At 74.4% G+C, this 18,761-nt stretch carries 15 protein-coding genes and 1 pseudogene; 5 read left to right on the top strand and 11 right to left on the bottom strand.

All coding sequences use genetic code 11. From position 1 onward, the window contains the following. Positions 1–17: 17 nt before the first annotated feature. A pseudogene (locus tag ACH35V_RS31835) lies at positions 18–1,274 on the bottom strand (APC family permease); the annotation flags it as partial. Positions 1,275–1,423: 149 nt separating this feature from the next. On the opposite strand from ACH35V_RS31835, the gene ACH35V_RS31830 reads away from it, so the two are divergent. Further along, positions 1,424–2,059, top strand: a complete 636-nt coding sequence (locus ACH35V_RS31830; protein ID WP_395978071.1) for a TetR/AcrR family transcriptional regulator — start codon at positions 1,424–1,426, stop codon at positions 2,057–2,059. Further along, complete coding sequence (locus ACH35V_RS31825) at positions 2,056–3,165, top strand: P1 family peptidase (protein WP_395978069.1); 1,110 nt, start codon at positions 2,056–2,058, stop codon at positions 3,163–3,165. The genes ACH35V_RS31830 and ACH35V_RS31825 overlap by 4 nt, the downstream gene beginning before the upstream one ends. Before the next feature lie 10 nt (positions 3,166–3,175). Here ACH35V_RS31825 and ACH35V_RS31820 read toward each other — a convergent pair whose 3' ends face one another. After that, positions 3,176–4,177 (bottom strand): diacylglycerol/lipid kinase family protein, encoded by a 1,002-nt coding sequence (locus tag ACH35V_RS31820; RefSeq protein WP_395978067.1) that lies wholly within the window; start codon positions 4,175–4,177, stop codon positions 3,176–3,178. A gap of 208 nt (positions 4,178–4,385) precedes the next feature. Here ACH35V_RS31820 and ACH35V_RS31815 point away from each other — a divergent pair, with 208 nt between their 5' ends. After that, entirely contained in the window at positions 4,386–5,405 is a 1,020-nt protein-coding gene (locus ACH35V_RS31815; RefSeq protein WP_395978065.1) for an alpha/beta hydrolase, read from the top strand. A gap of 47 nt (positions 5,406–5,452) precedes the next feature. Further along, positions 5,453–6,340, top strand: a complete 888-nt coding sequence (locus tag ACH35V_RS31810) for an amidohydrolase family protein (RefSeq protein ID WP_395978063.1) — start codon at positions 5,453–5,455, stop codon at positions 6,338–6,340. On the opposite strand, the gene ACH35V_RS31805 is transcribed toward ACH35V_RS31810, so the two are convergent. The 3 genes from ACH35V_RS31805 to ACH35V_RS31795 form a co-directional block, all read right to left on the bottom strand. Next, positions 6,341–7,369: a cation diffusion facilitator family transporter gene (locus tag ACH35V_RS31805; protein ID WP_395978061.1), complete on the bottom strand. Its 1,029-nt coding sequence runs from the start codon at positions 7,367–7,369 to the stop codon at positions 6,341–6,343. After that, positions 7,366–7,773, bottom strand: a complete 408-nt coding sequence (locus tag ACH35V_RS31800) for an ArsR/SmtB family transcription factor (protein WP_395978059.1) — start codon at positions 7,771–7,773, stop codon at positions 7,366–7,368. The genes ACH35V_RS31805 and ACH35V_RS31800 overlap by 4 nt, the downstream gene beginning before the upstream one ends. A gap of 64 nt (positions 7,774–7,837) precedes the next feature. Next, positions 7,838–8,857 (bottom strand): DUF6777 domain-containing protein, encoded by a 1,020-nt coding sequence (locus tag ACH35V_RS31795; protein WP_395978057.1) that lies wholly within the window; start codon positions 8,855–8,857, stop codon positions 7,838–7,840. A 178-nt stretch (positions 8,858–9,035) separates the two neighbouring features. Here ACH35V_RS31795 and ACH35V_RS31790 point away from each other — a divergent pair, with 178 nt between their 5' ends. After that, complete coding sequence (locus ACH35V_RS31790; RefSeq protein WP_395978055.1) at positions 9,036–10,466, top strand: protein kinase; 1,431 nt, start codon at positions 9,036–9,038, stop codon at positions 10,464–10,466. A gap of 21 nt (positions 10,467–10,487) precedes the next feature. On the opposite strand, the gene ACH35V_RS31785 is transcribed toward ACH35V_RS31790, so the two are convergent. From ACH35V_RS31785 to ACH35V_RS31760, 6 genes are read right to left on the bottom strand one after another with little or no spacing between them, the layout of a single operon-like run. Beyond that, the gene (locus ACH35V_RS31785; protein WP_395978053.1) at positions 10,488–11,675 is read right to left on the bottom strand and encodes a VWA domain-containing protein; all 1,188 of its coding nucleotides are present in this window, start codon (positions 11,673–11,675) and stop codon (positions 10,488–10,490) included. Beyond that, entirely contained in the window at positions 11,672–13,972 is a 2,301-nt protein-coding gene (locus ACH35V_RS31780; protein WP_395978051.1) for a DUF5682 family protein, read from the bottom strand. Before ACH35V_RS31780 ends, ACH35V_RS31785 begins: the two co-directional genes overlap by 4 nt. Beyond that, positions 13,969–15,099: an AAA family ATPase gene (locus tag ACH35V_RS31775; protein ID WP_395978049.1), complete on the bottom strand. Its 1,131-nt coding sequence runs from the start codon at positions 15,097–15,099 to the stop codon at positions 13,969–13,971. The genes ACH35V_RS31780 and ACH35V_RS31775 overlap by 4 nt, the downstream gene beginning before the upstream one ends. Beyond that, a complete protein-coding gene (locus ACH35V_RS31770; RefSeq protein WP_395978047.1) occupies positions 15,096–16,643 on the bottom strand; it encodes a DUF5691 domain-containing protein in 1,548 nt (515 codons plus the stop codon). Before ACH35V_RS31770 ends, ACH35V_RS31775 begins: the two co-directional genes overlap by 4 nt. Beyond that, a complete protein-coding gene (locus ACH35V_RS31765; RefSeq protein WP_395978045.1) occupies positions 16,640–17,938 on the bottom strand; it encodes an SWIM zinc finger family protein in 1,299 nt (432 codons plus the stop codon). The genes ACH35V_RS31770 and ACH35V_RS31765 overlap by 4 nt, the downstream gene beginning before the upstream one ends. 59 nt (positions 17,939–17,997) lie before the next feature. Continuing rightward, positions 17,998–18,756 (bottom strand): M50 family metallopeptidase, encoded by a 759-nt coding sequence (locus ACH35V_RS31760; RefSeq protein ID WP_395978043.1) that lies wholly within the window; start codon positions 18,754–18,756, stop codon positions 17,998–18,000. Positions 18,757–18,761 lie beyond the last annotated feature (5 nt).

Here is an 18,761-nt window from a genome sequence, read left to right as displayed (position 1 = left end):
CTCTGGTAGATGACGTAGCCGAGCGCGGCGAGCGCGGCGACGGGCGCGACCGGGAACCACGGCATCCGGTATCCGGCGTGCGCGGTGGTCCCGTTCCGGCGGCCGACGATCACCGCCAGGCAGAGCGCGGCGTACACGGCGACGAGCGACGTCCCGGTGACGACGAGCAGGAACTTCTCGTCCAGGAAGCACGCGGCGGCGCTGAGCACCCCGGCCACGATCGTCGCGATCCACGGGGTGCCGAAGCGCGGGTGGACGGCCGACAGCGCGCCGTCGATCTTCGGCGTCCAGGTGCGGTCCCGTCCCGAGCTGAAGATCAGCCGGGCGGTGAGCAGCATGATGGCGATCACCGCGTTGAAGATCGCGAGCGCGATGGCCAGGCTGATCACGGTGTTGACGGTGTCGCCGGCCCGCTCGGTGATGAAGTACTCCATCATGTTCTCCGAGCCCAGCAGGCGCTCGATGTCGGGCGAGCCGAGCAGGACGGCCGTGACCGGGATGATCTCGGCCGCCACCGTGATGCCGAGGGCCCACAGCACGGTCCGCGCCACCGCCCGGTGCGCGTCGTGGGTCTCCTCGCCGAAGTAGACCGCCGAGCCGTACCCGTTGTAGGCGAAGATCGCGACGGCGGTGGCCGCCGCGATCAGACCCGCGGACGCGGCGGTGAGGCCCCCGCCGTCCACCGCCACGACCGGGTCGGCGAGCAGGTCGGTGAACGGCCGCTCGACGTTCAGGAAGCCCAGCCCGGCCAGCACCAGCAGCGCGATCATCTCGATCGCCAGGAAGATCCCGGTGACCACCGCGTTGACCTTGATGTCGAAGATCGCGATGACGGTCGCGACGGCGACCGTGACCGCCGCGATGACCGGGCCGTTGAGGCCGTCGATCAGGACGCCGAGGTAGGTGCCGACGCCGAGCGCGATCACCGCGAGGATCAGCAGCTGGGTGATGAGGATCAGGCCGAGCACGATGAAGCCGGCCGGGCGGCCGAGGGTGCGGCCGACGATCGCGTACTCGCCGCCGGTGAGCGGGTACGCCGACGCCAGCTCGGCGTACACGAACGCCATGAAGATCCCGACGACGCCCGCGGCGGCGAAGCTCAGGAACGCGCCGGTGCCCGCCTGCGAGAGCACCCCCGGCGCGATGATGAACACCGACGACGCGGGCGTGATCGCCGACAGCACGATGAGCAGGGCGCCGATCGTCTTCAGCCCGCGATGCAGCGCGGGCGGGCGGCCGGCGGCTGCCGGTGGACGGACCTCGGGTGCGGCCATGGGGCACCTCCTGGACAAGAATTCGTCGAACGAGTATCAAAGAACCACCCGCCGTCCGGTCAATAACCGAGGTCATAACAACTTGGTCTCGGGTTTCTCCGGCGATGGCTTGACTTGCGTTGTCTGAACGATCTTCGGAGAATGTCGGCATGGCACGACCCAGCAGGGCCCATGAGCGGCGGGCCGACCTCGTGGCCGCCGCCCGCCGCGCGGTGATCGGCCGCGGCATGCTCGATCTGCGGCTGCGCGATGTGGCCGCGGAGGCGGAGATGTCGCCCGGCTCCGTCCTGTACTACTTCCCGACGCTCACCGACCTGCTGCGGGAGGTGCAGCGCGAGGCCGTCGAGCGGTTCTGCGCCGCCCGCGAGGACGCCGTCCGGGGCGAGCCGGACCCGCGGCGGCGGCTCATCGCGATGATCCGCAGCGGCCTGCCGTCCGGCCCGGACGACGACCTGTGCGTGCTGCTGTACGAGCTCGGCGCCGTGGCCCGCCGCGACGCCTCGTACGCCGCCGAGCACATCCGGCTGTACGAGCGGCAGGTCGGCATCTACGCCGGGATCCTGGAGGCGGGCGCCGCGACCGGCGCGTTCACGCTGACCCGCGACGCCGGCGCGATCGCGCGCAACCTCGTCGCGCTGGAGGACGGCTACGGGCTGCACATGACGATGGCCGTGCCGACCCTCGACGCCGCGCGGGCCGCGAGCCTCCTGCTGGCCTGCGCGTCCGACGCCATCGGCCGCGACCTCGGCGACCCCGGGGCCGGCGATCAGGAAGGAGACCGATGACCCGAGCCCGCCCGTTCGGCCTGCCGCTGCCCGGCACGCCGGGCCCGAACAACGCGATCACCGACGTCCCCGGGGTGGAGGTCGGCTACACCACGCTGGTCTCCGGCGAAGGCCCGCTGCGGCGCGGGGAGGGCCCGGTGCGCACCGGCGTGACCGCGCTGCTGCCGCGCGGCCGGGACGCCTTCCTCGACCCGTGCGCCGCCGGGATCTACTCGCTGAACGGCAACGGCGAGATGACCGGCTCGCACTGGATCGCCGAGACCGGCGCGCTGACCCTGCCCGTCATGATCACCAACACGCACGCGGTCGGCGCCGCGCACCGCGGCGCGATCGACTGGGCGCTGCGCGAGCGGCCCGGGTTCCAGGAGTGGATGCTGCCCGTCGTCGCCGAGACCTGGGACGGCTACCTCAACGACATCGGCGGCGACCACGTCAGGCCCGAGCACGCCGTCGCCGCGATCGACGCGGCGTCCGGCGGCGCGGTCGAGGAGGGCTCCGTCGGCGGCGGGACGGGCATGAACTGCTACTCGTTCAAGGGCGGCAGCGGGACGTCCTCGCGGGTCGTGTCCTACGGCTCCGACTCCTACACGGTGGGCGCGTTCGTCCAGGCCAACTTCGGCGGCCGGCGCCAGCTCACCGTCTGCGGGGTCCCGGTCGGCGCCGACCTCGCCGCCGACAACCCGATCGAGGACGACGACTGGCTCGCGCCGCCCGGCTCCGGCTCCGTCATCGTCGTCGTCGGGACGGACGCGCCGCTGCTCCCCGGCCAGTGCACGGCGCTCGCCCGCCGCGTCCCGCTCGGGCTCGCCCGGACGGGCGCCTACGGGGCGCACGGGTCCGGCGACATCTTCCTCGCCTTCTCCACCGCCAACCCGGGCGCGATCAGCGGCGGCTTCCCGGACGGCGAACCCGGCTACGACACGCTGCGGTTCGTCCCGTGGAACCTGATCGACCCGTTCTACGAGGCGGTCGTGGAGACGGTCGAGGAGGCGGTGCTGAACGTCCTGCTCGCCGGCCGCACCATGATCGGACGGGACGGCCACCGCTCCCCGGCCCTCCCGCACGACCGCCTGAAGGAACTGCTCACCGCCCGCGGCGTCCGGTAGCCGGGCAGGCTCACGTGTCGGGGAACGTCTGCGGGACGATCACGCGCAGCGCGTTGCCGCGCAGCCGGATCGACACCGGGGTGCGGCCGCGGATCTCGCCGTCCACGTCCACCGCCATCGGCGGATCGGTCTCGATCTCCACGTGCGCGGTGGTGAGGAACGCGTCCTCGTCCAGCGTCCGCCACCGCCCGGTGAGGGCGTGCCGCGCCGTCGCCGACAGCAGCCGCAGCCGCCGCTCGTCGCCCCACCGGTAGACGGCGAGCAGCCGGTCGTCCGGGCTGGCGTCGCGGGCGATGCGCTGCCCGCTCTGGTGCGCGCCGTTCGCGACGTTCAGCTGGTGGGTGACCAGCTCGCGGGTCTCACCGTCGATGGTGACCCGGGCGGTGAACGCCTCGTGCCGCGGCAGCAACCGCGCCGCCGTCAGCGCGTACGCGGGACGGCCCACGAACCGCTTGAGCGCGTGCGGGACGCTCTCCGCCACCTGGACCGATATGCCGAGGCTCACCATGTTCGCGAAGATGTGCTCGCGGTCGGCGCCGGGGCCCTCGCCCTGCGGGTCGCCGGTGCTCTCGAACCAGCCGACGTCGACGTCCGCGACCTTCCCGCCGGCGGGGCGGCCGACGGCGAGGGTCCGGACCGCGCCGGGCAGGTCCATCGGCAGCTCCAGGCTGCGCGCGAAATTGTTGGTGGTGCCGAGCGGCAACACGCCGAGCGCGATGTCGCGGTGCGCGAGATGCCCGACCGCCTCGGCGATCGTCCCGTCCCCGCCGCCGACCACGACGAGGTCGGGCTCCAGCGCGAGGACGTCGGAGAACAGCTCCCGCAGCCGCGTCGGGTCGGTCACCGGGAACACGTGGACGAGGTCGACGCCCGCCTCGCGCAGCATCCGCCTGGCCCGGCCGTAGAGCCGGCGCCCCCGCCGCGACCGGGAGTTGATCACCAGCGCGGCGCGCCCGCCGCCCCCGATGTCGGCTTCGAGCTCCGCCTTGCTCCGCATCTCGACGCTCCGCATCTCCCCACCGTCCTCCAGCCCCCGCCCGCCGCCATTCGGCCGGCGAGCTCCGCCCGGCGGCCCTCTCACCCCTCGGCGTCACCCTACGCGGGAAAATCCGGACTCGAACTCCGGGCCGAAGCTTTATAAACCGATTATCCGCAGTTGAAACATGGCCCTGACTGGGAACCATTACAGGTGAGGCACATCTGAATGACCGGGACGAAACATGGGACTGCGCGGCTTCGCGGGAGCGGGATTCATCGTCGGGATCGCCGGGATGACGGCGTCCATCGCCGCGGGCGGATCCGCGGGCGGACCGGCGGGTCGCGCCGCCCGCCCCACCGCGCCCGCCGACGACGGCGCGGCCGTGGTCGGCGAGCGCCGGCCACGCCGCCGCGTCCTTGACCTGGCCGTCCGCTCGCCGGTCCTCGACGGCGTCGGCCGCGCCCGGCTGCTGCTGCCCCCGGACTGGTCCCGGGACGCGTCCCGGCGCTGGCCCGTCCTGTGGCTCCTGCACGGCTCCACCGCCGGGGGTTACCGGGCTTGGACCGACCACACCGATATCGAGGAACTCACCGAGGACGCCGATGTGATCGTCGTCATGCCCGACGGCGGCCCTTGCGGCAATTACACCGACTGGTGGAATCGCGGCGACGGCGGGACGCCGAAGTGGGAGACGTTCCATCTGGCGGAACTGCGGCAGATCCTCGAACGCGGATACCGCGCCGGATCGGACCGCGCCGTCGCCGGAAACGCGATGGGCGGCCTCGGCGCGCTGTCGTACGCGGCCCGGCACCGCGGGCTGTTCCGCGCGGCGGCCTCGTTCAGCGGCCCCGTCCACACCCTGTACCGCGACCCGGCCGGGCTGGACGTCGCCGACCTCGTCGAGCTGGGCGTCGCGATCGGCGCGCCGTCCCTCGACTGGACGGACGTGTGGGGCGACCCGGAGGAGCAGCGCGTCGTGTGGCGGCAGCACAACCCGTACGACCTGGCCGACCGGCTCACCGGCGTCCGCCTGCACGTCAGCTCCGGCGACGGCGCGTCCGGCCCCTACGACCGCCGCCGGGGCACCGGGCGGGACGTGGTCGAGACGCTCGCCCACACCGTCTCGCAGGAGTTCGCGGGCAAGCTCCGCAAGCTCGGCATCCCGGTCTCGACGCACTTCTACCGCGGCACCCACACCTGGCCGTACTGGCGCCGCGAGCTGCGCGCGACCCTGCCCGCCCTGCTGGCCGAGATCACCTGACCCCCGGCCGGAAGCGGGGGGCGCGGCCTCCGGCTAGGGTCGGGGACGTGACCGAACCTCGTTCTGATTCGGACGTCCCGGCGTTCTGGCGGGCGCTCGGGCTGCCCGGCATCATCGACGTCCACGTCCATTTCATGCCGCCGCGGCTGATGAGCGCGGTCTGGAGCTACTTCGACGAGGCCGGGCCGCTGATCGGCACGGAATGGCCCATCCGGTACCGGGACTCCGAGGAGGAGCGGCTGGCGTTCCTGCGCGGGCTCGGCGTCCGGGCGTTCACGTCGCTGGTGTACCCGCACCGTCCCGGCATGGCCGAGTCGCTGAACGAGTGGGCCGCCGGGTTCGCGGCCCGCGTCCCCGAATGCGTCCAGACGGCGACGTTCTTCCCCGAGCCCGGCGTCGAGGACTACGTGCGCCGCGCCCTGGACGACGGCGCCCGCGTCTTCAAGGTCCACCTCCAGGTCGGCGGGTTCGACCCGCGCGCCAAGGAACTCGACCGGGTCTGGGGGATGCTCGCCGACGCGGGCGTGCCCGCCCTCGTCCACGCCGGTTCGGGGCCCGTCGCCAACGGCTACACCGGGCCGGGGCCGTTCGGCGAGGTCCTCGCCCGCCACCCGCGGCTCACGGCGGTCGTCGCGCACCTGGGCGCGCCGGAGTTCGAGGGCTTCGCCGCCCTCGCCGACCGGCACGACCGCGTCTGCCTGGACACGACGATGATCTTCACGCGGTTCGCGGCGCTGGCCCCGTTCCCGGACGCGCTCCTGCCGCGCCTGCGCGACCTCGGCCTCGCCGGACGCGTCCTGCTCGGCACCGACTTCCCGAACATCCCCTACGAGTACGCGCACCAGCTGGAGTCGCTGGCCGCGCTCGGCTTCGGCGACGACTGGCTGCGCGCCGTCTGCTGGCACGGCCCCGCCGCGCTCCTCGGCGTGCGGTGATCAGTGGTCGCACGGCGCGCCGCCGGCGTGCTCGTGCGGCTCCTCGGACTCCACCACGTGCCGGGGGCCGTGCGGGTCGTCGCAGTGGCCGTGCCCGCCGCCGGACGGGTCGTCCACATGGTCGACCTCCAGCGTCGTGTGCGTGATCCCGTACGCGTCGCGGAGGAGTTCCTGCAGGTCGCGCCGGACGGCGTGGCAGTCGCCCTTGGTGTCGACGAGCACGTGCGCCGACAGCGCCGGGTACCCGGAGCTGACCTCCCACACGTGCAGGTCGTGCACCTCCTCGACGCACGGCCGCGCGGCGAGCCTGGTGCCCAGCTCGGACGGGTCGAGCCCGGCGGGCGCGGCCTCCATGAGCACGCGGCCCGCGTCCCGCAGCAGCCCGTACCCGGCCTTGAGCATCAGCGCCGCGACGACGAGGGAGGCGATCGCGTCCGCGCGGTTGAAGCCGGTCGTCCACACGACGAGGCCCGCGACGGCGGTGGCGATGAACGCGAACAGGTCGTTGAGGATGTGCTGGAACGCGCCCTCGACGTTCAGGCTGCGCCGGTCGGCCCGGCTGATCAGCATGGTCGCGGCGACGTTGACGGCGATGCCGGCCAGGGCCGTCCAGAACACGAACTGGCCCTCGACGTCGTGCGGCTCCATCAGCCGCCGGACGCCCTCGTACAGGAAGTAGACGGTGAGCAGGATCAGCGTCAGCCCGTTCAGCTGCGCGGAGAGGATCTCGGCGCGGCGCAGGCCGTAGGTGAAGCCGGCCCGCGGCGGGCGCGCGGCGATGCGCATCGCGACCAGCGCCAGCGCGATCGCGAACGCGTCGGTCATCATGTGCGCGGCGTCGGTGATCAGCGCGAGCGAGCTGGCGATCAGGCCGATCGCGACCTCGCCCGCCATGTAGACGACGATCAGCGCCAGCGCGCCGCCGAGCAGCCGCCGGTCGGCGGTCGGCGACACGTTGTGCCCGTGGCCGTGCCCATGGCCGTGCCCGTGCTTCGGCTCCGCCGGCTCGGCCCGCCTGCCTCCGATCATGAGCGCTCGCCCTCCCTGCCGTGGCCGACATGGGCCAGGGCGAGATCGAGCAGCATCCGGACGTGCGAGTCGTCCAGCCGGTAGTAGGCCATCCGCCCGGCCCGGCGGACCCGGACGACGCGGTTGGCGCGCAGCAGCCGCAGCGCGTGCGAGACCGCCGACTCCGAGTGCCCGCAGGACGCGGCGATGTCGCACACGCACATCTCGCCCCCCTCCAGCAGCGCGGTGATCACTCGCAGCCGGCCGGGGTCGGACAGCAGCCCGAAGACCTGCGCCAGCTCGGTGATCGTCTCCGCGCCCGGCAGGGCGGCGGTGACGTCGGCGACCTTCGCGGGGTCGACCACGCGGACGACGCAGGCCTCGGCCTCGGCGAGGGGCGGGGCGACGTCTGACTGACTGCTCATATGAGCAGACTATACCGCCGCCAGGAGACCGCCGGACCGCCGTCAGGAGAGCGCCGGGCCGCCGTCAGGAGACCGTCGGCTCGGGCCCGCGGGACGGCGGGAGGGAGATCGGGTCCCGCGGCCCGGCGGGCGGCGCCATCCCGCCCGTGCCCCCGTCCGGCGGCGTGCCGGGGTCTGGCTCGCCGCCGCCGGTGCCCGGGTCGTCCGGCGGCACGCCCGGCGACGGGGTCTCCCCGGTGCCGGGCGACTCCGTGCCGGTCGGCTCGGTGCCCGGGGTCTCCGTGCCCGGCGACACGACGTCCGGCGAGTCCAGCCCGGAGTCGGACGGCGCCGGGGAGTCGCTCGCCGGACCCTCGGTCTCCGTGGACGGCAGCGCGATCGGCGGCCCGTCCGACTCGCCCTCGGTGGCGCGGGGACGCTGGAACCCCATCGTGCCCTCGGGATCGACGAGGACGAAGGTGACGATCGTGCCCTTCCGGGAATCCCGCGGCCGGATGTCGGTCACATTCCGCTTCTCGAAACCCGGCCAGGACCGGCCAGTGTAGGACGCGTTCCGCGTGGAGATCTTTTCCTTCGGGCGGGTCAAGGGATTGCCACAATTGCACTTAACCGTGGGCACACCGTAACCATTGATCAAAACGCCCATTCCGGCCTGGAGGACGGCGGGCCCGCTCGTCGCCTTCCCGCCGCGGTAGCCGTGGTTCGTCACGAGCGTGTCGGTGCGCAGCAGCACCGGCGTCAGCCGCGACACATACCGCGGGATGTCGTCGGCGGGGATACCCTGCACGTCCGCCCAGGCGCGCGCCTTGTCCGGGTTGGCCTGCAAGAACGCCACGAGCTTCTGCTGGTCGCAGGTCGACGCCTGCCGCGTCCCGCCGTACAGGCCGGGCGAGTCGCCGTCCTTCGTCCCGCCCGCGCGCGGCCGCTCCTTCACGTCCGTCCGGTCGGTGTCGGACGCCAGCGTGTACGGATCCGGGCCCGGCGTTCCCACGGTCAGCCGGGTGATGGTCGCGCCCGCGTCCCCGCAGCCGGACAGCGTGCCCGCCGCGAGCGCGAGGGCGGCGGCCGCCCCCGCGACCGGCACGGCGGAAACCCTGTGCCGGGCAATTAGCGAATGGATCACTAGCATGCTTCCTCTCCCGCTTCGGGCCAGCCGAATCTATACTCTTTGATGCCGGGCGGAGCGGATTTGTGCCCGGTAAATGCTCAAATTTTCCACCGGCCGCCCGTGGCGGTATCGGCGGACCCGACGGGGGTTGTGAATGGCGAGCCCGATTCCCCTCACCACCGCCGACCCGACCCGGCTCGGCGGCTGGGAGCTGCTCGGCCGGATCGGGGCCGGCGGCCAGGGCGTGGTGTACCTCGGCCGCCCCGCCGAAATCGCCGGCGGGCCGAGTCGCGTCGCGGTCAAGCTGCTGCACGCGCAGCTGCTCGGCAACGCCGGCGCGCGGGAGCGGTTCGTCCGCGAGCTGGCCCTCCTCCAGCGCGTCGCCGGGTTCTGCACCGCGCAGATGCTCGACGCCGACACGGCGGGCGACCGGCCCTACATCGTCAGCGAGTACGTGCCTGGACGGTCGCTGCGGCGGCTCGTCCAGGAGGAGGGCCCGCGCACCGGCGCCGACCTCGACCGGCTCGCGATCAGCTCGGTCACGGCGCTGACCGCGATCCACCGTGCGAACGTGGTGCACCGCGACCTCAAGCCGCAGAACGTCCTGATGGGCCCGGACGGCCCGCGCGTGATCGACTTCGGCATCGCCCGCGCCTTCGACACGAACGCCACCCAGGTCAGCCAGGTCGTCGGGACGCCCGCGTACATGGCGCCCGAGCAGTTCACCGGACGGGTCGTCCCGGCGACCGACCTGTTCGCCTGGGCGGGCACGCTGCTGTTCGCCGCCACCGGCCGCGACCCCTTCGCCGGCGGCCCGCTGCCCGCCGTCATGTACCGGATCATGAACGAGACGCCCGACCTGAGCGCCCTGCCGGAGCCGCTCGCCGACGTCGCCGCCGCCTGCCTCGCCAAGGACCCGAAGGCCCGCCCGGCGTCCGAGGACGTCCTGCTGTGGCTCCTCGGCGAACGCGAGCGGCACGCCCGCCCGGGGACCGCCCGCGAGGGCCTGCCCGGCCCGACCGCCGCCCAGCCGCCGCTCCCGCCCCCGTCCCAGCGTGGGCCGGGCGCCGAGACGTTCCGTGACGCCGAACCGGCCACGATCCGCCAGCCCCGGCCGGACGCCCCGCAGCCGGGCACGGCGCCGTTCGTCCATGATCCACAGCCGGGGTGGCCGGAGCCGGTCCCGGAGGCCCGGCCCGAGCCGTACCGGCCGCTGCGGCGCGGTCCGGCGCTGGCCACCGGGCTGGTCCTGGCCGGCCTGCTCGCCGCGCTGGACGTCGCCGCGCTCGCCATCCTGATCGCCCGGCCGTCCCTCAGCGAGGGCGGCCGGGGCGCGCTGCTGCCCGTGGTCGCGTCGTCGTTCGCGGTGCTGGCCGTGGTCACGCTGGTCGCGGTGATCCTCGCCTGGCGCGGCAGCCGTCCCGCCGCGTGGACGGTCATGGCCGCGCGCGTCGCCCGGGTCGCGATGTGGGGCGCGTGGGGCGCGCTCGTGCAGATCCAGCCGTCCGCGCTGGCCGGACACGCCGCCCTGACCGCCGTCGTCGTGGTCCTGCTGGCCCGCGCCCTCTCACATTCACCCCGCTGACCGGCCCCCGACCGGGGCCGGCTACGAGGACGTGGGCTGTCGCTCCGACCACTCCTTCAGGTCGCGGCGCTCGATCGCGGCGGCCATCAGGTCGGGGAACGCGTCCGGCGTGCACGCGAACGCGGGGACGCCGAGCGCGGCCAGCGCCGCCGCGTTCTCGTGGTCGTAGGCGGGCGCGCCCTCGTCCGACAGCGCGAGCAGCACGACGACCTGCACGCCCGCGGCCGTCAGCGCCGCCGCCCGCCGCAGCAGCTCGTCCCGGATCCCGCCCTCGTACAGGTCGCTGATCAGCACGAGGATCGTGTCGTTCGGACGCGTCACGAGGGTCTGGCAGTACGCGACGGCACGGTTGATGTCGGTCCCGCCGCCGAGCTGGGTGCCGAACAGCACCTCGACCGGGTCGTGCAGCTGGTCGGTGAGGTCGACGACGTTCGTGTCGAACACGACCAGCGACGTCCGCAGCGACCGCATCGACGCCAGGACCGCGCCGAACACGCTCGCGTACACCACCGACGCCGCCATCGACCCGCTCTGGTCGATCGCGAGGACGACGTCCCGCTTGACGGCCTGCTGCCGCCGCCCGTACCCGATCAGCCGCTCCGGGACGAGCGTCCCGTGGTCGGGCAGGTAGTTCCGCAGGTTCGCGCGGATCGTCCGCTCCCAGTCGACGTCGGCGAGCCGCCTCGGCCGCAGCACCCGCGCCGACCGGTCCAGCGCGCCGCCGATCGCCGACCGCGTCTTCTGCGCCAGCCGCCGCTCCAGATCGTGGACGACCTTCCGCACCACCGCGCGCGCCGACTCGCGGGCCCGGTCGGGCAGCACCTTGTTCAGCGACAGCAGCGTCCCGACCAGGTGGACGTCCGGTTCGACGGCGTCCAGCATCTCCGGCTCGAGCAGCAGCCGGGTCAGGTCGAGGCGCTCGATCGCGTCCTTCTGCATGACCTGCACGACGCTGGACGGGAAGTACGTGCGGATGTCGCCGAGCCACCGCGCCACCGACGGCGCGGAGTCCCCGAGCCCGGCGCTGCGCCGCCCCGGCCGGGGCCGTCCGTCGTCGTCGCCGGCCCCGTAGAGCTTCTCCAGCGCGCCGTCGATCCGGACGTCGTCGCCCGCGAGCGAGACGCCCGTCCCGTCGGACTTGTCGCCGCCGAGCACCAGCCGCCACCGCCGCAGCCGCTCCTCGCCGCTCTCGCCATCGTTCTCGCTCATCGGTCCCATCCAAGGATCTGCAGCGTCGTGGTCATCGCGGGGGCGGCGCGGGTCTCGTCCACGTCGTCCTCGGCCGGACGGGACGGCGCGGCGGGGGCGTGGTCGAGGCGCCGCAACTGCTCGCCGATGGCGCGGCGTTCGGCGGACGCGTAGGCGCCGAAGGTGCGGCGCAGGAGCGGCAGGACGTCGGTGAACGAGTCGCCGGGAAGCCTGGACACCCAGTCGTCGACGAGATGAAGGAGGGTCTCGTCGTGCATGAGCAGCAGCGCCCCGCCGGACAGGAACCCCTCGACCCAGGCGGCGGCGCGGGCGGGCGGCGAGCCCGCGGACACGGCCCGCGCCATCCGGTCGGGGACGTCGTGCAGGCGGCCCGCGTCGAGGAGGAGGCGGGTGAGGCGCCCCTCGATCAGGCCATGCAGGGTGTCGGGGCGGCCGACGAGGCCCTCCAGCGTGCGGCGCCAGCGTTCGATGTGGTCGTCGTCGGCGAGGAGCGACAGGGCGCCGTGCACCGCGTCGACATGGCCGAGGAACTCGCGGGCGGCGTCGTCGTCCAGGCCGGTGATCGCGGGCGGCAGGCCGACGCAGACGCGGACGACGAGCCCGTCCACGACCGTGCGGAGCGGCCCGGTGGACGTCCCGCGCACGTCCCCGTACCGCAGCGCCCGGACCAGCGCGGGCATCGCGGACATCAGCCGCGCGACGTCGGTGTCGACCGCGGCGCGGTCGGCGAGCGCCTGCATGACGGCGGGCAGCGCGTCGCCGAGGTCGGCGAGCAGGCAGCGCTCGGCCACGGACGTGAGGTCGGCGAGCGCGGTCGCGTGGGCGGCCAGGGCCTTGGCCCGCGCCGTCGTCGCGCCGCGGACGGTGGTGCCCCACGCGCTCGCCTCGATCAGCTCGACCTCGAACTCGGGGCGCCACGCGAGCGTCCACGTCTCCCGGAACGTGCCCTTGGAGCGGCCGGTGTCGGCCGGGACGCCCCACTCGACGTCCAGCAGGCGGAGCCGGTGCAGCAGCCGGCTGCGTTCGAGATCGGTGGGCTTGCGGAGGTCGAGGTCCTGCTCCTTGCCGAGCGCGGACGGCTTGAGCCGCAGCCGCCGCTGCTCGGCCTGAAGATCGCGCTGCAGCGGGACCATCGGCGTCCGCTCCGGGACGGCCCCGAGCCGCTCCCCGACGACCATCCGCTTCTGGATCAGCTCGACCGGCAGGTCGGCGCCCTCGCACAGCACCGCCCGCGTCGCCTCGGTCACCTCGTCCAGCCCGGCGAGGGGACGGCCGCGCAGCGCGGCGAGCGCCTCGGCGAGCCGGACGGCCTCGATCACGTGCGCGGACGAGACGTGCAGGTCCTCCTCGCGCAGGACGCGGGCGGCCGCGGTCAGCCACCGCTCGATCGGACGGTCCCGCGCCGTGAACAGATGGTGGTACCAGCCGGGGGACCGGACGCCCGCGCCGTAGCCGGAGCGCCCGGCGAGCCGCCCGTGCGTCCACGGCACCCACGTCATCGCGATCTTGGTCTTGGGCAGGCCGCGGAGCGTCCGGTCGTCGTGCGCCGCCGGGATCTTCGCCTGGAGGGCCGGGACGTGCCACGCGCCGCAGACCACCGCGACCCGCTCGTGCCCCTCCTTCAGGGCGCGGCGCAGCGTCCGCCGCATGTGGGCCTCGCGCTGCTCCTCGCGCCGCAGATGCCCCGGCGGGAGCCCGGCGGACGCCTGCTCCTCCGGCAGCGCGGCCAGCTGCTCGCGCAGCTCCGTCATGGCCTCGCCGATGGCGGGGAACGGCGACGGGCCGCCCCCTCGGTGCTCGACGACGTCGTCCCACCAGCGTTCGGCGTCGTCGTATCCGGCGGCCTTGGCCAGCCAGCCGAGCGGGTCGAGCCGGATCCCCTCCGCCGCCTCCTCGCCCTCCTCGCCCTCTTCTTTCTCGTCCTTCTCCGCTTCCTCCTCCTGGAGGGGGACGAGCTGGTGCGCGGCCGGAAGGTCGCAGAAGCGGACGGGGACGCCCGCGCCGAGCCCGTACCGGATCGCCTGCCATTCCGGGCTGAACTCGGCGAACGGCCAGAACGCCGCCTTCCGGTCGCCGTCCTTTCCCTCCCCGGAGCCGGACGGCCCGGCGGGGGAGTAGGCGAGCAGCGCGACCGGCGGCACCATGCCCTCGTCGCCGGCCAGCTCCACGATCGGGTCGGCCTCGGGCGGGCCCTCGATCAGCACCGCGTCCGGCTTGAACTCCTCCAGGGCGCCGCGCAGCGCCCGCGCCGAGCCGGGCCCGTGGTGCCGGACCCCGTAGACCTCGACGTGGCTCAAGACACCTCCCGGCAGGCGCGGTAGAAGTCCCGCCACTCCGGCCGGTCCCGCACGACGGCCTCCAGGTACTCCTGCCACACCACCCGGTCGGACACCGGGTCCTGGACGACGGCGCCGACGATCCCGCCCGCCACGTCCGCGGCGCGCAGCACCCCGTCGCCGAAGTGCGCGGCCAGCGCCAGCCCGCTGGTGATCACCGAGATGGCCTCGGCGGTGCTGAGCGTCCCGCTGGGCGACTTGAGCTTGGTCCGCCCGTCGCCCGTGATCCCGGAGCGCAGCTCGCGGAACACGGTCACGACCCGGCGGATCTCCTCCAGACCCGCCGGGGACTCGGGCAGCTCAAGCCCGGCCCCGATCTGGTCGACGCGCCGGGCCACGATGCCGACCTCGTCCTCGACGGACTCGGGCAGCGGCAGCACAACCGTGTTGAACCGGCGGCGCAGGGCGCTGGACAGCTCGTTCACGCCCCGGTCGCGGTCGTTCGCCGTCGCGATCACCGTGAAGCCCTTGCGCGCCTGCACCTCGGTGTTCAGCTCCGGGACGGGCAGCGTCTTCTCCGACAGGACGGTGATCAGGCTGTCCTGGACGTCCGACGGCATCCGGGTCAGCTCCTCGACGCGGGCGACCATGCCGCGCCGCATCGCCCGCATCATCGGGCTCTCCACCAGCGCCTTCTCGGACGGCCCCTCCGCGAGCAGCCGCGCGTAGTTCCACCCGTACCGGACGGCCTCCTCCGCCGTGCCCGCCGTCCCCTGGACGAGCAGCGTCGAGTCGCCGCTGACGGCGGCCGCGAGATGCTCCGACACCCACGTCTTCGCCGTCCCGGGCACGCCGAGCAACAGCAGCGCCCGGTCGGTCGCGAGCGTCGCGACCGCGACCTCCATCAGCCGGCGCGGCCCCACGTACTTCGGGCTGATCGCGGTGCCGTCGGGCAGCTCGCCGCCCAGCAGGTACGTGGTGACGGCCCACGGCGAAAGCCGCCAGCCGGGCGGGCGGGGCCGGTCGTCGTGCTCGGCCAGCCGCGCCAGCTCCCCGGCGTACTCCTGCTCGGCGTGCGGCCGCAGAACGGCGCCCGCCTCCCTGGGGGGACGACCCCCCAGACCCCCCGGCACGTTCTCTTCGGTCACGAATCCAGCTCCTTCAACATCTCGTCGCGGAATCGCAGGGTGGCGATCAGTTCGGTGACGGCCCGCGGGGCCGCCGGTTCCAGGACGTCGAGCCGGGACGCGGCGGCGGGGTCGAGCCGCTGGTCGGCGAGCCTGCACAGCTGCGTGACCAGGTGCTCGTCGCGCCGGGTGTGCCGCTCAGGCCGGTCGGGCCGGTCGGGCGGGGACGCGGTGAGCGTCGCGACGACCGCCGACGCGAGCGCGCCCGTCCACGGCCCGGGGACGCGCTCCAGCACCCGCAGCAGGTCGGGCTGCCCCTCCACCCACTTGATCAGGTCGGCCGCCGCCGTGTCGCGTTCCGCCTCCGGCAGGACGGCCAGCAGGTCGGCGAGCGCCTCCGGCTCGTCCACCATGACGCCGCCCTTGAGCAGCGCCCGCGCCCAGTCGGCGTCGCGCTGGCCGAGCGCTGCGCGGGCCCACCCGATGTGGACGTCCCGCCCGTCCGACTCCGAGACCGGAAGACAGACGATCTCCATCGGCGGGAGCGCGAACAGCTCCGTCCAGGTCGACAGGGGTGTGCGGGCGAGGATCTCGCGCAGCCACGCCGCCCGGGTGCCCACCGGCGCGCCGCCGCTCCTCGGCGCGAACGACCCGCTCGGATGGAACGGGACGCCGTCGCGCGCCAGGTCGTCGCCGTGGGCTTGCGGTGGCTCGACGCGGATCCAGGTCTGCTTCCGCCCGTGCGTGACGCGCGACTCGGCGGTGAGGCACGCGCGGGCGCGGGCGGCCATGCGCTCCCCGTAGGCGGACCCGGGCATGCGGGCCAGCAGGTCGGACGCGAACTGCCGGACGTCCTTGCCGCGATCTTCCAGCGCAGATTCGAGGAACTCCTCGTCGTCCAGGGACAGCCCGTGCCCGAAGGTGGCGAGGAAGGCCGCGCGGTCGGGGGCGGGCTCCGTGGCCCACGTCTCGTGCAGCAGCTTCCGCGCCTTCGCGGGGTCGGTGCCGCGGAGCATCGTCAGGTAGGCCACGCGACGGTTGCGCGTCCCCGTCTCCCACACCTCGGGGCCGCCGCCGGGGTCGTCCCCGGACCCGACCAGATACGCCCAATCGGTGTTCTGCAAGGCCAGCCACACGCCGCGCCGCCCGGCCGCCCGCGTGATCGACGGCCGCAGCACCCGGTCGCCGCGCCCGCGTTCCAGCAGGTCGGGCAGCGATTGGGCGGGGACCCGGAAGCCGCGGTCGGCCGCCGCGTCCAGCCATTCGGGCAGCACCCGGATCTGCTCGCCGCTCAGGATCCGCCGCAGCCGCGCCGCCGCCGGGCCCGGCACGACCGGGAGGTCCTCCACCGGGGCGAGCGCCACCGGCTCGGGCGCCTCGACCGACGGGACCCGGCCCGCCCGGCGCCGGACGGCCAGCACCGCCGCCTGGTCGAGCAGCCGCCCCGGCTTGTCGCCGCCTTCGGCGGACCCTTCCGGCAGGCCGGACGCCTCCGGCAGGACGGGCGGATCACGGCGCTCCGTGCCGAGCAGCGCGGCCGTGACGTGCTCGTTCCACGCGGTCACAGGACCACCGTCCCCTCGTCGTCGTGCCACGCGGCCAGCGGGCGCAGGCCGCGCGGGCTCCACTCGCCCGCCATCGTCACCGGCCCGCCGCCCGACAGCGCGAGCAGCCGCCACGGGTCGCCGAGCCGGAGCGGCAGCGCGTCCCCGGCGCCGTCGACCACGGCCAGGTGGCCCCCCGCCGCGCGGGCCAGGCGCACGTTCTCCAGTGTCGCGGGCCAGCGGTCGAGCCATGGATCTCGCGCCAGCGCCGCGGCGTGCTCGTCCAGGAAACTCTGGACGGACGTCCCGTCCGGCCTGCCCGGCGCCACCGCTCCATGCCGCTCGGCGACCAGGGCCCGCAGCGGCGGCGCACCCGGATAGAAGGCCACCTCCGCGTCGATCTCCGTGCCCACGATGAGCGACGCGTCCAGAGACGTGCCCGGCGCGGCGAAGGACAACACGAGCGCGGGACGCCGCGTCCGCCTCCCCAGCAGCCACACCCGCCGCGTCGTCAGGAGATCCTGCGCGGTGTCGCGCGAGCCGGTCACCCACCAGTTGTCCCGGACGCGCTCCCCGCCGGCCAGCACCTCCTCCTGCGGGACGGTGAACCCCACCCGCGACCGGACGGTGTCGCGCAGCCCCTCCGGCAGCTCGTCGCGCCGCGCGTACGCCCGCACCAGCAGCCGCAGCAGCGCGTACTCCTCCAGGAGCCGGTCGGGCCAGCCGGGCTGCCGGGGAATCGCCGCGAGGCCCCGCACGTGCCCGGCGAGCGACCCGGCCTGCGCGTCGACGAGCCGCCGCGCCGCGTCGTCCCAGAGCCGGTAGGAGGACTTGTCCGCCTGCGCGAGGCCGTGCGCGACCTGGTCGCGGAGCCACTGGTCGAGCTCGGCGAGCCCGTCGTCGACGCGCCGCTCCCGCCGCTCCACCGTCTTCGGGTCGCGGGTCTTGGCGGCCGTCGTCGCCTGCCGCTGCGCCGCCCTGCCCGCGCGTTCGCGCCGCTCCTCGATCCACTCGGCCGCCCAGCCCGGACGGGGCCCGGTGCCGACCGCCCCGTCGGCCCAGAGCAGCAGCAGCCCGAGGGCGTGCTTGCACGGGAACTTCCGGCTCGGGCACGAGCACCGGAACGCGGGCTCGGTCAGGTCGGCGCACGCCCGGTACGCGGACTTGCCGCTGCCCTGGCACTCGCCCCACACCGCCTCGCCGTCACAGCCCGTCCCGGCCCACTTGCCGGGCTTGGCGACGCCGCCCGCCGCCTTCGCGGACGGCGCGTCGGGCGCGAGGCCGAGCACCTGCTCCCGGTCCCATCGATCGCTCACACCATCGAAACTATCGGCGCCCTAGGACACTCCGCGCCGCAAACCGCGCTGGTCTCCGGTCAGGGCGCGGACGGGAGGGAGAAGTCGGGCAGGGACAGCCCGTCCGGGACGAGGAGGGCCCCTCCGGCCAGCAGCGCGAGCAGCGCGGTCGCGCCGAACAGGCTCACCCACGCCAGGCCCGGGACGCCGGTGAGGTTCGCGAGCTGGTCGGCGTCCGAGCTCGGCGCCATCCGCTGGGTGCGCATCCGCTGCAGCTCGATCACCGGACGGGTCGCCGCCAGCAGCAGGAACCAGGCCGCCAGATACGCGAACCCGGCCTGGACCTCGGCGCTGCCCAGCCACGACACCGCGAAGATGATCGCGCCGGTGGCGACCACCGACAGCACGCCGTAGGCGTTGCGGATCATGACGAGCATCCCCGCCAGCAGCGCCAGCGAGAACCACAGCATCAGCGTGATGCGGCCGTCGGCGAGGAGCAGCGCGAAGAACAGGCCGAGCAGCGGCGGCGTGAGGTACCCCGCCATCGCCGTGAAGATCATCCCGGGGCCGTGCGGCTTGCCGCGCGAGACGGTCACGCCCGAGGTGTCGGAGTGCAGCTTGATGCCGTCCAGCTTCCGGCCGGTGAGGAGGGCGACGAGCGCGTGCCCGCCCTCGTGCGCGATCGTCACCGTGTTCCGCGCGACCCGCCATGTGGGCCCGTGCACGACCGACCCGAGCGCCACGAGGCCGACGAGGGCGACCAGCCACAACGGGGGGTCGGGCTGAGTGCCCGTCACGCGGTCCCACAGGTCGCCGATGCTGATGTCGTCCACGTCCACCCCGG

Source organism: Actinomadura sp. 1N219 (assembly GCF_044326405.1).
Lineage (GTDB): Bacteria > Actinomycetota > Actinomycetes > Streptosporangiales > Streptosporangiaceae > Spirillospora.
This window is presented reverse-complemented; position numbering and strand designations above follow the sequence as displayed.